This window comes from Pseudoalteromonas sp. XMcav11-Q, assembly GCF_040104525.1.
GTDB lineage: Bacteria > Pseudomonadota > Gammaproteobacteria > Enterobacterales > Alteromonadaceae > Pseudoalteromonas.
In genome coordinates this window covers 20,874-36,193 of the sequence record NZ_JBECOX010000007.1, presented here as the reverse complement: position 1 = coordinate 36,193, position 15,320 = coordinate 20,874, and the positions used below count along the sequence as shown (strand labels likewise).

Below are 15,320 nucleotides of genomic sequence, written 5' to 3'. Positions count from 1 at the left end.
AGCTCTTATTTCTCGTGTTGTTTAACTTTAGTCGACTTCACAGGTACAGGATCATCTCCACCTGCGCTCAAAGGGTGACATTTTAATATGCGTTTAACCGCTAACCAACTCCCTTTTGCAATTCCATGTAAATTAATTGCTTGAATTGCATAACTAGAACAGGTCGGGTTAAAACGACAATGAGGCCCGAGTAGGGGGCTAATCCATTGTTGATAACCGCGGATCAGCAATATAAGCAGGTGCTTGGGAAGCGAACAAACTGCTTTGAACTGATTTCTGATCTTGCTACGCCCTGAAGTTGAATTCATGGCTTTGTAGATATCAATTTCCTCAATTTACTGCTTCAACCTAAGTAGGCAAAAACAGACTATTTTTCCATTGATATAGCTGATTAAAAGGTGAGCTAACCTTACCTTAATTGGCGTAAAATTACTATGCTAGCAAGGGTAAATGCGCCGTAAAAAGGAAAGGCTAAAGCAGATTATTGCTTTTTCGCGTTAGCTTGAGGATTTTTTGAACGCTTGTGTTGAGGTTTTGGCTTAAAAGGTGGTTTAGGTGCACCTGGCTTACAACGTTCATTTATTTTGCGCCACATCTTAGTGAGCTGTTTAGTTAGCTCTTCATTAGATTGCTCGTCAACACCGGTTTTGACCATCAACACAATATCGATATTATCAAGTTTATGACGATTTAATCGAAAGCTTTCTCTAGCAAGTCGTTTGATACGGTTTCGTTGACATGCTTTTTTGCAGCGTTTTTTTGCTACAGTTAAACCGAGTCTTGGATGACCAACATCATTTGGTTTTGCAAGTAGAGTAAAATAAGGCGTAGCAGCGCGAGCTGGTTCTTGAAATATGCGGGAGTAATGCGAGGGAGTTAACAGACGTAACTCCCTGCTAAAGCTAAAGTCTTCCACTAAATATTAAGCAGAAAGTACTTTACGGCCTTTAGCACGACGACGTGCTAATACTTTACGACCGTTCTTAGTCGCCATGCGAGCACGGAAACCGTGAGTGCGCTTGCGCTTAAGTACGCTAGGTTGAAAAGTTCTTTTCATAACAATTCCATCCGATCGGTTAAAAGTTAAAACATCCTATGCAGGTCGCGATCCTGGCACAGGTGCCATTGCGAGCGCGAGATATTAAAGCTGAGCGCGTCTAAAGTCAATCAAAATCTGTTCTCTGTGGCTAAATAATCCACAGTAGGATTTCTTTATCCTTATATATAGACAAAACTTGGCAAAGCTATCGAGCAAACATAGACGATCTACATAAAGTAGGATCAATACGAAATCGATCTGCATAGATCTGATCCGATGGGCGGCATTATAGCATTTAGTAAGAATAGGAAAAGCTCTGGAAAACTAAATTTGATCTTAATTTTGGGGTGAGATCGGGAGAGTTTTTTGCTATGATCTTACTTGTGGGTAAAAAATAAAAACCTTTAAATTTCATGTGTTTATTTTTTTGTTAGGGTGAGATCTTGCTTTTTCTAAATGTCAATATTGAACTTGTGGATAAGATCACTTCATAATACCCCGCTTCCACCAGTGATTTTGTAATAAAAACTAAGTATTTCCGGCGATCCTTTCATTTAGATCTGATTTTTTAGATCTGAATGCTCTATTTTTTATTCCCGGGAATCAAAACCTATTGGAGTTCAGAGTGTATCTGTCGGTTTGGCAAAGTTGTTTATATGTTTTGCAAGATGAATTGCCATCTCAGCAATTTAGCATGTGGGTAAGACCACTACAGGCAGAAAGTACTGATGATACGCTAACTATCTATGCGCCGAATCGTTTTGTATTGGATTGGGTACGAGAAAAGTATCTCCACCGCATCAATGAACTGCTGATTGAGATCTGTGGTGATGAAGCACCAGAGCTGCGCTTTGATGTGGGTAGCAAACCTGTGTTAGCTGCACAACCAAGTTTATCTAACGAAAAAGCCGCAAGTGTAGGTCATGCCGCTGATAACATGTCAATGCTGCAAGGCACTCAGCCAAAAATGGCAGAAAAAGTTGAGCCAGCTCCTAAATCTTCGCATAAGTCTAATATTAAAGAGAATTATACCTTTGATAACTTTGTGGAAGGTAAATCTAACCAGCTGGCAAAAGCCGCTGCAACGCAAGTTGCAGATAATCCAGGTTCTGCATTCAACCCCGTATTTATTTATGGTGGTACAGGTCTGGGTAAGACGCACCTGTTACACGCCGTAGGTAATGGCATTATTGAACAAAAACCGGATGCAAAAATTGTTTATATGCATTCAGAGCGTTTTGTTCAGGACATGGTTAAAGCACTACAAAATAATGCCATTGAAGAATTCAAGCGTTACTACCGCAGCGTTGATGCATTGATGATTGATGATATCCAATTCTTTGCAAACAAAGAGCGTTCGCAAGAAGAGTTCTTCCATACTTTTAATGCGCTGCTTGAAGGCAACCAACAAATTATTCTAACTTCTGACCGTTACCCTAAAGAAATAGAAGGGGTTGAGGACCGACTGAAGTCGCGTTTTGGTTGGGGGTTAACTATTGCTATTGAGCCTCCAGAATTAGAGACTCGCGTTGCTATCTTAATGAAGAAAGCGCAGCAAAGTAATATTAACTTGCCACACGAAGTTGCCTTTTTTATTGCTAAGAAATTACGCTCTAATGTGCGAGAGTTAGAAGGTGCGTTAAACCGCGTGATAGCTAATGCCAACTTCACTGGTCGTCCAATTTCTATCGATTTTGTTAAAGAAGCGCTACGCGACTTATTAGCGCTACAAGACAAACTCGTTACCATCGATAATATCCAGCGCACCGTGGCGGAATATTATCGAATTCGTGTTTCTGACTTATTGTCAAAACGTCGTAGCCGTTCAGTTGCAAGACCAAGACAAGTAGCCATGGCATTGTCTAAAGAACTGACAAACCACAGCTTACCAGAAATAGGTGATGCATTTGGTGGTCGCGACCATACCACCGTGTTACATGCGTGTAGAAAAGTAAAAGCACTTCGTGATGAAAGTCATGAGGTAAAAGAAGATTATCAAAACTTAATTAGAACGCTGTCTTCTTAAGGGTTAAATGATGCAAATAACGATTCCAAGAGAACTATTTTTAAAGCCACTGGTACAAGTGTCGGGTGCCATTGAGCGCAAACATACACTGCCTATTTTGTCTAATGTATTGCTAGAAGTGAAAAATGGCGCGTTACATATGACAGGTACAGATTTAGAGATAGAGCTTGTTGCATCTGTTGCCCTTGAAACCAATGTGCCAGACGCCAAGATCACTTTACCAGCGAAAAAGCTCCTAGATATTTGTAAGAGCTTGCCAGATAACTCGGATTTAGTGCTGAGTAGCCAAGAGCATCAATTGCTACTGACTAGCGGTCAAAGTCGCTTTTCTTTGACAACCTTAGCCGCTGAAGATTTCCCTAATCTTGAAGAGTGGGATGGTGAGGTTGAGTTTGCCATAACGCGTTTAGAGCTTAGAAAATTGCTAGAAGCAACGCATTTCTCTATGGCTAACCAAGACGTACGTTACTATTTAAATGGTATGTCGTTCGAGGTAGATAATAATGAAATTAAAACGGTAGCTACTGACGGTCACCGTTTGGCAATTGCGCAGCAAAGATTACCTGAGTCATTGCAAACACAACGTCAATTGATCATTCCTCGTAAGGGCGTGCAAGAGATCATGCGCTTATTGCCTGCGGATGATGAAACTATCACCATTCAATTTGGCGCTAATCATGTGCGCATCATCGACAGCGAATTTACTTTCACGAGTAAGCTGGTGGATGGGCGATTCCCTGATTATCGTCGCGTATTACCTCGAGGCGGGGACAAGTTGGTTACCGCAAATCGCGACTGGCTACGTAGTGCATTTCAGCGTGTATCTATTCTTTCTAACGAGAAGTTTCGTGGCGTACGATTGAATCTGAGTAATGGACAATTAAAAATTAGTGCCAATAACCCAGAGCAGGAGCAAGCTGAAGAAATTGTTGAGGTAGGTTACCAAGGTGATGATCTTGAAGTTGGTTTTAACGTTTCTTACTTATTAGACGTGTTAAATACAATAAAGTCTGAAGATGTACAATTTACGCTTTCTGATGCGAACAGCAGTGCGCTTATTGAAGCCGCTGGTGACGAACATGCAATGTATGTAGTTATGCCGATGCGTTTATAGAGTTATGAGTTTAACTCACCTTAGCCTCAATGCATTTCGAAACATTGAGGCGATGGCGCTTTCACCTAGCAATGCCGTTAATGTCATTCTCGGTGAAAATGGTAGCGGTAAAACCAGTCTGCTCGAAGCCATTTACTTTCTCTCCAGTGGTAAATCTTTCCGTACCAATCTGCAAAAATTAATGATCAAGCATGAGGCTTCTCATTGCGTTGTTCATGCAAAAAAACAACTACATAACTTGTCTATACCGCTTGGCATTAGTAAATATACCAGTGGCGAAACTAAGCTTCGAATTCAGGGGCAAGCAAGCCGGAAAGTGGCAGAATTAGCACAGGTTTTACCTGTTCAAGTTATTACACCAGAAAGCTATGAGCTGTTTTTTGGTGGTCCAAAAGAGCGTCGTAAGTTTCTTGATTTAGGTGTGTTCCACGTGGAACATCAGTTCTATTCCACATGGAAAATGTTTAATCAGGTGCTCAAGCAACGTAACGCTTTATTGAAATCTAAACCGAGAGATCTCCAATCCCAGCTAAGTTATTGGGATAAGGAGTTTGTACGCCTTGCTGAGCAAATAAATATGTTTAGAGAGGCTTATATAGGTAGGTTTCAGACGCATTTTTTTGATAAGATAGGGGATATAAGCCCTATATTTAAAGGCCTTGAAATTCGCTTTCAAGCGGGCTGGAAGGGGGAACTCGCTGAGGTATTAACGAATCAGTTAGAGCGAGATGTAAAACTTGGCTATACAAGTAAAGGGCCGCATAAGGCTGACTTTAACTTTTATACTCAAGGAAACAGCGTAGAACATATTTTTTCTCGTGGGCAACTCAAGCTCTTACTGTATGCACTTAAAGTAATGCAAAACAGTTTGATTGACCAAGAGAGTAATAAGCAGTCAATTCTGCTTATTGATGATTTACCTTCGGAGCTTAGTGAAGATACTAAGGTGGCGGTATCGCGTCTGTTGGCGCAATGTCAGTCACAGCTGTTTATCACTGCTATTACTCCAGAAAGTATTGCCGCCGTTATTGAACCAATGGAACGTGAAATTAAAATGTTCCACGTGGAACATGGCAGCTTAATAACAAAATAATTGGAAGAAACCATGTCGGAAAATTACGATTCGTCGAGTATTAAAGTACTTAAAGGATTGGATGCTGTAAGAAAGCGTCCGGGAATGTATATCGGTGACACAGACGATGGTACTGGTTTACATCACATGGTGTTTGAGGTCGTTGATAACTCAATCGACGAAGCACTAGCAGGATATTGTGACGATATTTTCGTAACAATTCATACCGATGGCTCTGTATCTGTTCGAGATAATGGTCGTGGTATCCCAACTTCAATTCACGAAGAAGAAGGGGTTTCTGCGGCGGAAGTTATCATGACTGTACTACATGCCGGTGGTAAATTTGATGATAACTCATATAAAGTATCTGGCGGTCTGCACGGTGTAGGTGTTTCTGTTGTAAATGCACTTTCTGAAAAACTACAATTAACAATCCGCCGTGATGGCAAAGTGCATCAGCAAAAATACACAATGGGTGTTCCAGATGCGCCGCTAGGTATTATCGGTGAAGCGGAATCTACTGGTACAGAATTGAGATTCTGGCCAAGTGCTGAAACTTTCTCAGATACAAATTTCCACTACGATATTCTAGCCAAGCGCCTACGTGAACTATCTTTCCTTAACTCTGGTGTAAGCATCATTTTGAGTGATGAGCGCGAAGAGAATAAACAAGATCACTTCAAATATGAAGGCGGTATTCAAGCATTCGTTGCATATCTAAATCGTAAGAAGACGCCAGTTCATCAAAGCGTTTTCCACTTTTCGACTGAGCGTGATGATGGCATTAGCGTAGAAGTCTCTATGCAATGGAATGATGGTTTCCAAGAAAACATCTACTGTTTTACCAATAACATTCCTCAACGCGATGGTGGTACTCATTTAGCGGGTTTCCGTGCAGCACTTACGCGTACGCTTAACACCTACATGGAAAAAGAAGGCTTTAATAAAAAGTATAAAACCAGTGCTACGGGTGACGATGCCCGTGAAGGTTTGACCGCTGTTGTTAGTGTTAAAGTTCCTGATCCTAAGTTCTCTTCACAGACAAAAGATAAGCTCGTTTCTAGTGAAGTGAAAGGGGCTGTTGAGCAAATGATGGCTGAAAAGCTAACCGAATTCTTGCTAGAAAACCCAGGCGATGCAAAAACCGTTGTAAACAAAATCGTTGATGCTGCGCGCGCACGTGAAGCTGCACGTAAGGCCCGTGAAATGACTCGTCGTAAGGGCGTTATGGATTTAGCTGGTCTACCGGGTAAACTCGCTGACTGCCAAGAACGAGATCCTGCACTTTCTGAACTATATATAGTGGAGGGTGACTCAGCGGGTGGTTCTGCTAAGCAAGGTCGTAATCGTAAGAACCAAGCAATTCTGCCGCTCAAAGGTAAAATCCTGAACGTAGAAAAAGCACGCTTTGATAAGATGCTTTCTTCTCAGGAAGTGGCAACACTAATTACTGCATTAGGCTGTGGTATTGGCCGTGATGAATATAACCCTGAAAAGCTAAGATATCACCGCATCATCATCATGACCGATGCGGACGTGGATGGGTCACACATCCGTACGCTGCTACTGACTTTCTTCTATCGTCAGATGCCAGAGATCATCGAACGCGGTTATGTCTATATTGCTCAGCCACCGCTATACAAAGTGAAGAAAGGTAAGCAAGAACGTTATATTAAAGATGATAATGCGCTAACTTCATATTTAACGACATTAGCTCTAAACGATGCTGCGTTATACCCAGCAGAAGGTGCTGAGCCAATTACTGGCAACAAGTTAGAAAACCTAGTGCATGACTATCAGAATACGATAGATATTATTGAGCGTTTAAAGCGTAAGTATCCGTCTTCAATCATGAACCGCTTGCTTTACCACCCAGAACTAACCGAGTCAGACTTATCTGATGAAGCAAAAGTAACGGCGTGGACTGAAAACTTGGTTGCTGACCTTGTGAAGAAAGATGAAGACGCCACTATCTTCAACGCAGAAGTTGCATTTGATGAAGAGCGCCATATGTATTATCCGGTGATCAATATTCGTCAGCACGGTGTTGATAAAGCGCATACTTTGAACTTCGATTTTATTACATCTAAAGATTATGTTCGCATTGCGAACACGGGTCGTCAGATTGGTAGTTTGATCAGCGAAGGCGGTTATGTACAGCGTGGTGAGAAGACACAAGCAATCGAATATTTTGAGGCTGGTCTTGAATGGCTTATCTCAGAGTCTAAGCGTGGCTTGTATACACAACGCTATAAAGGATTGGGTGAGATGAACCCTGACCAACTTTGGGAAACAACGATGGATCCAGATGCTCGCCGTATGCTACGTGTGACTATTGAAGATGCTATTGCTGCAGACCAATTGTTTGCAACCTTGATGGGTGACCAAGTTGAACCTCGTCGAGAGTTTATCGAAACAAATGCACTGAGAGTTGTTAACTTAGACGTGTAAACTCAAACATCTAGTAAAAAGGAGGGATTTTCCCTCCTTTTTTTATGCTTTAAAGCTTAAAACCCTCCTGCGCTCGCGGTATACTGAGCATAATTTTCAATCATTGAATCTAGCGTAAGCGCCAAATTACTGCAGGCGTTTACATACGATAAGTACCAGATAAAAATAAGCCAACTATGCAAAAATACGATATCAAAACCTTCCAAGGTTTGATCCTGGCTTTACAGGATTACTGGGCGCAGCAAGGCTGTGTTGTAGCTCAACCTTTAGATATGGAAGTTGGTGCGGGTACATTCCACCCGATGACCTTCCTTAAGTCCATTGGTCCTGAGCCAATGTCGAGCGCATACGTACAACCTTGTCGCCGCCCGACGGATGGTCGCTATGGTGAAAACCCTAACCGTCTTCAGCATTACTACCAATTCCAAGTTGTTTTGAAGCCATCGCCTGAGAATATTCAGGAGCTCTACCTAGGCTCTCTAGAAGCGTTGGGCATTGATACATTAACGCACGAAGTGCGCTTTGTTGAAGATAACTGGGAGTCACCAACGCTAGGTGCTTGGGGATTAGGTTGGGAAGTATGGTTGAATGGCATGGAAGTGACTCAGTTTACTTACTTCCAGCAAGTTGGCGGTATTGAATGCTCACCGGTAACGGGTGAAATTACTTATGGTTTAGAGCGCCTTGCGATGTATATACAAGGTGTAGATAGCATTTATGATCTCGTTTGGACAGATGGTCCAATGGGGCGCGTAACTTATGGTGACGTGTTCATGCAAAACGAGATCGAACAGTCGACATATAACTTTGAATATGCGGATGTAGAGGCATTATTCAAGCAGTTTGACCAGTGTGAAAAAGAAAGTGAAAAGCTAATCGAAGCGGGGCTTCCATTGCCAGCTTATGAGCAGGTAATGAAGGCATCTCATGCATTTAACCTGTTAGACGCACGTCATGCTATCTCAGTAACTGAGCGTCAGCGCTATATATTAAGAGTTCGTGCTTTATCAAAAGCCTGTGCACAGGCTTACTATGACGCACGTGAAGCACTTGGCTTCCCGCTTTGTAAGGATAAATAATGTCGATTGAAAACTTACTCGTAGAAATTGGTACCGAAGAGTTACCACCAAAGGCGTTACGCAACCTTGCTGAGTCATTCGCAGAAAATACTAGGCAAGAACTTGAAGCATTAGAACTTAGTCATGAAGGCGTGAGCTGGTATGCATCACCTCGTCGCTTAGGCATTCAAGTTAAAGCATTGCAAACGCAACAGGCCGATAAAGTGGTTGAAAAGCGTGGTCCAGCTATTCAGGCGGCATTTGACGCGGATGGTAACGCGACTAAAGCGGCGCTAGGTTGGGCGCGTGGTTGTGGTATTGATATTAATGATGCTGAGCGTTTAGAAACTGACAAGGGTACTTGGCTGCTACACAAAGCGAAAGTAGAGGGGCAACAGACCTTAGCGTTACTAAGCGATGTGATCAACAAAGCACTGGCTAAGTTACCTATTCCAAAGCCGATGCGCTGGGGTGCGAACAAGACGCAATTTATCCGTCCTGTGCATACTGTGGCTGCACTACTTGGTAGTCAACAAGTTGAAGGTGAAGTGCTAGGTAAAGCTATCAGCAATGAGCTGCAAGGACATCGCTTCCATCACCCTGAGCGTGTTCGTGTTGAACATGCGGATGATAGTCATGCAGTGCTAAAAGGTGCATACGTTATTGCGGATTACGAAGCACGTAAAGCGTTAATTCGAGGCCAAATTGAAGCTGAAGCTGAAAAGCTCGGCGCGCAAGTCGCGATGGATGAAGACCTTCTTGAAGAAGTTACATCGCTAGTCGAGTGGCCAGTCACTTTAGTTGCTTCTTTTGAAGAAGCCTTCTTGCAAGTGCCAGATGAAGCACTTATCTACACCATGAAAGACGACCAAAAGTACTTTCCACTGTTAGATAAGCAAGGCAACTTGATCAACAAGTTCTTGTTTGTTTCTAACATTGAAAGTAAAGACCCAAGTGTGGTGATCTCGGGTAACGAGAAAGTGGTTCGCCCGCGTCTGGCAGATGCTCAGTTCTTCTTTGAAACGGATAAGAAGAAAACGCTGGAAAGCCGTCTTGAGTCACTTGATTCAGTGTTATTTCAGAAGCAGCTTGGCACACTAAAAGACAAGTCAGAGCGTATCTCGGCACTCGCAGGTTTTATTGCGGAGCAGCTTGGTGCTGATAAGGCGCTAGCAGAGCGTGCAGGTTTACTAAGTAAAACGGACCTAATGACTGAAATGGTCATGGAATTTACTGACGTTCAGGGCGTGATGGGTATGCATTACGCGCGTATTGATGGTGAAGCGGAAGAAGTCGCATTAGCACAAAATGAGCAATATATGCCGCGTTTTGCTGGTGATAACCTACCGTCTAACCCAGTTAGTTTTGCCGTGGCGCTTGCGGATAAGTTTGATACTTTGGTTGGCATTTTTGGTATCGGCCAGACACCAAAAGGCGATAAAGACCCGTTTGCACTTCGTCGTGCTGCCATCGGCGCATTGCGTATCATGGTAGAAAAAGAACTACCATTAGACATTCAGGATATCGTTGCCAAAGCAATGACGTTATTCGGTGATAAGCTAAACAATGCAAATGTTGCCGATGAAGTGGTTGAGTTTATGTTAGGTCGTTTCCGTGCCTGGTACCAAGATGAAGGTATCAGCGTGGATGTGATCCAAGCAGTACTTGCAAGACGTCCAACGAGCCCTGTTGATTTTGATCGCCGAGTAAAAGCGGTTAGTCACTTTAGAACGTTGGCGGAAGCTGAAGCGTTAGCTGCTGCCAATAAGCGTGTAAACAACATTTTAGCGAAGAATAACGTCGCGTCAGAAGCTGCGGTGGAGAGTTCACTCCTGCAAGAAGAAGCTGAGCAAACATTGGCTGCACAAGTTGCTGCGTTAACTGCTGAGCTTGCACCTGTTTACGCTGAAGGTGATTATCAAACTGCACTGACGCGTTTAGCAAGTTTACGTGAAGCAGTAGATAACTTCTTTGATAATGTTATGGTAATGGCGGACGATGAAGCGGTTAAAGCCAATCGTTTAGCGCTACTTGGTCAGTTAAGTAAGTTATTCCTTAATACTGCAGATATTTCAGTGTTACAAAACTAATTGCTGATACAAAAGCCAGCAATTGCTGGCTTTTTGCTGATTGGTAAAAGCAAGTAAAAGGCAGTCTAGCTATGATTAAAAAACAAGGGGCAATGGCGATTGCGCTATTAGCACTTACCGCTTGTAGTAGTAACTTTCAATTGCCAACAACGTCAACTTCACCGGTAGTTGCTGGTGAGTTGGATAAGGCAATGTATTTACGCGGTGACTTCACTCTGTGGGATGCCGAACCTCAGTATCGCTTTGAAGAAACACAACCGGGGATCTACGCAACAAAAGCAAGATTCATGAGCCCAGGTAAAGTGTATGAATTTAAAATTGCTGATGAGCAGTGGAGTGAAGGCTACAACTGTGGCTATAAGAGTGAAGGGCAGTTAACGCTAGGACAACCGCTGGTTGCGGATTGTAACACTGTGTATAACTACTTTAGCTTTAAGCCAAGTAAAAAAGGTTGGTACGAAATCCGCTTAGATTATCGTAATCCTCGCTCACCAAAGGTGGTGATTGTAAAATCTTAAAAAAGCGGCATCAGCCGCTTTTTTATTGTCTATGACTCATGAGTTCAAACAGTGTGTTAAAGAGGAGATCACTGACCTTTCTTAATCACATATTTGTAAGGAGATTCGGCCACTGCTTTGGCAACCAAAGTGTGATCCATAAATTCACAGAAGCTCGGAATGTCCCTTGTCGTTGATGGATCATCTGCGATAACTAACAACGTCTCACCTAAGTTCATCCGTCTCACCATGCCTCTAATCATCATTACCGGCTCCGGACAACGTAAGCCTACTGCATCTAAGGTGTGGTCGGTATTATCAAAACTCATTGTGGGTGGCCTTGTTAGTTACGTTGTTAGTGACGAAAACTGCTATTTTAACCGCATGTTGTAAGTAAGCTCAAGTTTGGATAACTCAAGTCTTAGCCAACCGAGGTGAGGTAAATGCAGGTAATAAAAAAGGCAAAACAGCTGTGCCGTTTTGCCTTGGTCACCAAGTTGAAGTTGTGTGCTGGTATTGTCTTATAAAAGCCCAGTACCAGCTGGTTGGAATTAGTTCTCTACGCGCTCGAATACGGTAGCAATGCCTTGGCCTAAACCAATACACATAGTTGCAAGACCATACTTCGCGTCTTTCTCTTCCATTAGATTGATAAGCGTCGTGCTAATACGTGAGCCTGAGCAACCAAGTGGGTGACCGAGTGCAATTGCACCACCGTTGAGGTTCACTTTCTCATCTACCTTGTCTAGTAGACCTAGATCTTTTAGCACTGGTAGTGATTGTGCTGCAAAGGCTTCGTTTAGTTCAGCAACATCAATATCATCGATAGTAATGCCCGCCTGCTTCAAGGCTTTTTGTGATGCTGGAACTGGACCATAACCCATGATGGAAGGATCGCAACCTGCGACTGCCATTGACTTAACACGAGCACGAATTGGAAGACCGAGTTCTCTTGCTTTAGACTCGCTCATGACCAACATAGCTGAAGCACCGTCAGAAAGCGCTGAAGAGGTACCTGCAGTTACCGTACCCGATGCTGGGTTAAATACAGGACGTAGCTGTCCTAGACCTTCTAGGCTTGTCTCAGGGCGGATAACTTCGTCATGCTCGACAAGTACAGGTGTACCATCGGCATCATGACCTTCCATTGGCAGGATTTCTTTTGCAAAACGCCCTTCAAGGGTTGCGGCATGTGCGCGCTGGTGTGAACGTACGGCAAATTCATCTTGCTGCTCACGACTGATACCATGCATTAGCGCTAAGTACTCAGCTGTTAACCCCATCACGCCAGCAGCTTGCGCAACTGATGTCGCAAGGCCTGGGTGAAAGTCATTACCATGTGTCATTGGTACGTGACCCATGTGCTCAACACCACCGATAAGGTAAGTGTCACCAGCACCTGTCATGATAGCGCGAGCTGCGTCATGCAATGCCTGCATTGAGGAACCGCATAGGCGGTTCACGGTTACCGCCGGTACGGTGTGAGGAATGCCAGCTAAGAGTGCAGCATTACGACCAACGTTAAAGCCTTGCTCTAAAGTTTGCTGTACACAGCCCCAGTAAATATCATCAATTGAGTCTGGTGCTACTTGAGGGTTACGCTCAAGTAGGCCTTTCATCAAGTGTGCGCTGAGGTCTTCGGCACGTTTATGCTTAAATACACCGCCTTTTGAACGGCCCATTGGGGTACGAATACAATCTACGATTACCGCGTTTTCCATGTTACTGGCCCTCCACTTGATAGAACACTTTACCTTCATCTGCCCACTGTCTAGTTTGCTCAGAAACTCGATAAATTTCACCAAGATGAGCGTACTTATCAGCCATAGCTACAAAGTTTGCGAGGCCGATTTGGTCTAGATAGCGGAATGCACCACCTCTGAATGGAGGGAAGCCGATACCGTAGATCAGTGCCATGTCTGCTTCTTGCGGTGAAGCAACAATGTTTTCTTGCAGACACAGTAACACTTCATTGATCATTGGCACCATACAACGCTCAATAATCGTTTGTTTATCAAATTCAGTTGGTGCGTCACAAATACCGCTCAGCAGCTCAAGCGCGCTGTCGTCTTTACTCTTCTTCAAACGACCTTTGCGATCTGGTGCGTATTGGTAGAAGCCTTTTTGGTTCTTCTGACCAAAGCGCTCAGCCCCCGCAAGTACTGCGACAGGGTCTTTGTCTTTACGTGCCATGCGAGTAGGGAAGCCATCAGCCATTACACCAGTACAATGGTTTGCCGTATCGATACCCACTACGTCTAGTAGGTACGCTGGACCCATTGGCCAGCCGAAGACATTTTCCATAACCTTATCTACTTTTGCGAAGTCAGCACCTTCTACAACAAGTTGGCTGAAGCCTGCAAAGTAAGGGAATAGAACACGGTTCACGAAGAAACCTGGGCAATCGTTAACAACGATAGGAGACTTGCCAAGCTTTAAGGCATAATCTACCACTGCAGCAACGGTTTCATCCGATGTTTGCTCGCCACGAATGATTTCTACCAATGGCATTTTTGGCACTGGGTTAAAGAAGTGCATACCACAGAAGTTTTCTGGCTTCTCAAGTGCCGTGGCTAACTCATCAATACGAATAGTTGATGTGTTTGAAGTCAGGATCGTACCTTCTGGTAATTGCGACTCTAAACTCGCCAATACCGTTTTCTTGACTTTAGGGTTTTCAACAACGGCTTCTACGATGATGTCTGAGCCTTGTAGATCGTGATCGTTGAGCGTTGCTTTGATTTTACCTAAAGTGGCAACCATCTTGTCCATTGACATGTGGCCGCGCTGTACTTTTTTACCAAGTAGTTTTGCAGCCTCACCCATACCAAGGTCTAGGGCACCTTGCTGGATGTCTTTCATGACAATTGGCGTACCTTTGTAGGCCGATTGGTAAGCGATACCGCCACCCATAATACCAGCACCAAGTACCGCTGCTTGTTTGATCTCTGTTTTACTTTGTTTTGCTTGTTTCTTGGCAACCGTTTTGATGTATTGATCCGCTAAGAAAATACCGGTTTGCGCTGCGGCTTCTGCCGTTTTGGCAAGTTTAGCAAAGTTTTGGTTTTCGAGTGCCATCGCTTCGCTGCGGCTAAGGTTAGCTGCCGCTTTAAGCGTTTGTACCGCCATCATTGGTGCTGGGTAATGACCTTTGGTTTTTGCCATGACTAAGCCTTCGGCCATACCAAAGCTCATACCTTGCTCAACACGATTCATCTTCAATGGGTCAAGCTTGATTTGGCGTTTCGCGCGCCAATCTAATTTACCTGCAATGGCTTGCTCCAAGGTACGAATAGCGGCAGCCATGAGTTTGTCAGCAGGTACTACACCGTCAACCGCACCCACTTTTAGTGCGTCATTCGCTCGGTTTTCTTGACCTGTGGTTATCCACGTCATTGCGTTGTCAGCGCCGATTAAGCGAGGAAGTCTTACGGTACCACCAAAGCCCGGCATAATGCCAAGCTTAACTTCTGGTAGGCCAATTTTTGCGTTGTCAGTTGCAATACGGTAATCCGTGGCGAGCAACCACTCGCAACCACCGCCAAGCGCAAGGCCATTTACTGCCGATAGTGTAGGGAAAGGTAAATCTTCTATTGCGTCGAAGACATCGGTTGCGGTTTTAATCCAACCAACAAGTTCTTCTTCTGAGCGTTGGAAAGTCGGAAGGAATTCAAAAATATCAGCGCCAACAATAAAGTGGTCTTTATCGCTGGTAAAAATTAAGCCGTCGATGTCGTCGCGCTGGCTCAATTCGATAAGTGCTTCGTGGCTTTCCTTTAGTACTTGCTGAGATAGTTTGTTTACTGAGCCTGGTAGGCAAAACTTAAACTCAGCGATATTGCCTTTGCAAAAATCAACTACAAAGGACTCGCGTTTGATTAACATACATGTTCTCCCGTGCTTTACACTGGTACGATGAGTTGTAATTTCAATCAGTGTGGATCCTTTGGCGGCAAATTGCAATGAAAAATTT

At 43.7% G+C, this 15,320-nt stretch carries 13 protein-coding genes; 7 read left to right on the top strand and 6 right to left on the bottom strand.

The genetic code is table 11. The annotated features are described in order from the left end of the window. Positions 1–5 precede the first annotated feature (5 nt). The 3 genes from yidD to rpmH form a co-directional block, all read right to left on the bottom strand. Positions 6–308 (bottom strand): membrane protein insertion efficiency factor YidD, encoded by a 303-nt coding sequence (gene yidD / locus ABMY45_RS12675; RefSeq protein ID WP_010604158.1) that lies wholly within the window; start codon positions 306–308, stop codon positions 6–8. Between the two features lie 173 nt (positions 309–481). Then, complete coding sequence (rnpA, locus tag ABMY45_RS12670) at positions 482–916, bottom strand: ribonuclease P protein component (RefSeq protein ID WP_010376847.1); 435 nt, start codon at positions 914–916, stop codon at positions 482–484. 6 nt (positions 917–922) lie between these two features. Next, entirely contained in the window at positions 923–1,057 is a 135-nt protein-coding gene (rpmH, locus tag ABMY45_RS12665; protein WP_010376846.1) for a 50S ribosomal protein L34, read from the bottom strand. Between the two features lie 607 nt (positions 1,058–1,664). Here rpmH and dnaA point away from each other — a divergent pair. The 7 genes from dnaA to ABMY45_RS12630 all read left to right on the top strand — a co-directional run bounded on the left by dnaA (position 1,665) and on the right by ABMY45_RS12630 (position 11,368). Next, complete coding sequence (gene dnaA, locus ABMY45_RS12660; RefSeq protein WP_039493141.1) at positions 1,665–3,065, top strand: chromosomal replication initiator protein DnaA; 1,401 nt, start codon at positions 1,665–1,667, stop codon at positions 3,063–3,065. A gap of 10 nt (positions 3,066–3,075) precedes the next feature. Next, positions 3,076–4,179, top strand: coding sequence for a DNA polymerase III subunit beta (dnaN, locus tag ABMY45_RS12655; protein ID WP_349289021.1), 1,104 nt, complete (start codon positions 3,076–3,078; stop codon positions 4,177–4,179). A 4-nt stretch (positions 4,180–4,183) separates the two neighbouring features. Continuing rightward, positions 4,184–5,272 carry a DNA replication/repair protein RecF gene (gene recF, locus ABMY45_RS12650; RefSeq protein WP_010604162.1) on the top strand — a complete coding sequence of 363 codons (1,089 nt, stop codon included), beginning with the start codon at positions 4,184–4,186 and terminating at the stop codon, positions 5,270–5,272. A 12-nt stretch (positions 5,273–5,284) separates the two neighbouring features. Next, the gene (gene gyrB, locus ABMY45_RS12645; protein WP_211867386.1) at positions 5,285–7,702 is read left to right on the top strand and encodes a DNA topoisomerase (ATP-hydrolyzing) subunit B; all 2,418 of its coding nucleotides are present in this window, start codon (positions 5,285–5,287) and stop codon (positions 7,700–7,702) included. A 176-nt stretch (positions 7,703–7,878) separates the two neighbouring features. Beyond that, on the top strand, positions 7,879–8,781 hold the full coding sequence (gene glyQ, locus ABMY45_RS12640; RefSeq protein WP_010376835.1) for a glycine--tRNA ligase subunit alpha: 903 nt from the start codon (positions 7,879–7,881) through the stop codon (positions 8,779–8,781). After that, the gene (gene glyS / locus ABMY45_RS12635) at positions 8,781–10,850 is read left to right on the top strand and encodes a glycine--tRNA ligase subunit beta (protein ID WP_211867388.1); all 2,070 of its coding nucleotides are present in this window, start codon (positions 8,781–8,783) and stop codon (positions 10,848–10,850) included. The genes glyQ and glyS overlap by 1 nt, the downstream gene beginning before the upstream one ends. Before the next feature lie 71 nt (positions 10,851–10,921). Next, the gene (locus ABMY45_RS12630) at positions 10,922–11,368 is read left to right on the top strand and encodes a hypothetical protein (RefSeq protein WP_349288947.1); all 447 of its coding nucleotides are present in this window, start codon (positions 10,922–10,924) and stop codon (positions 11,366–11,368) included. A 68-nt stretch (positions 11,369–11,436) separates the two neighbouring features. On the opposite strand, the gene tusA is transcribed toward ABMY45_RS12630, so the two are convergent. From tusA to fadB, 3 genes are all read right to left on the bottom strand, one after another. Then, complete coding sequence (tusA, locus tag ABMY45_RS12625) at positions 11,437–11,676, bottom strand: sulfurtransferase TusA (protein WP_010376829.1); 240 nt, start codon at positions 11,674–11,676, stop codon at positions 11,437–11,439. A gap of 222 nt (positions 11,677–11,898) precedes the next feature. Beyond that, on the bottom strand, positions 11,899–13,068 hold the full coding sequence (fadA, locus tag ABMY45_RS12620; protein WP_211867390.1) for an acetyl-CoA C-acyltransferase FadA: 1,170 nt from the start codon (positions 13,066–13,068) through the stop codon (positions 11,899–11,901). 1 nt (position 13,069) lies between these two features. Beyond that, positions 13,070–15,232, bottom strand: coding sequence for a fatty acid oxidation complex subunit alpha FadB (gene fadB / locus ABMY45_RS12615; protein WP_206473606.1), 2,163 nt, complete (start codon positions 15,230–15,232; stop codon positions 13,070–13,072). Positions 15,233–15,320 lie beyond the last annotated feature (88 nt).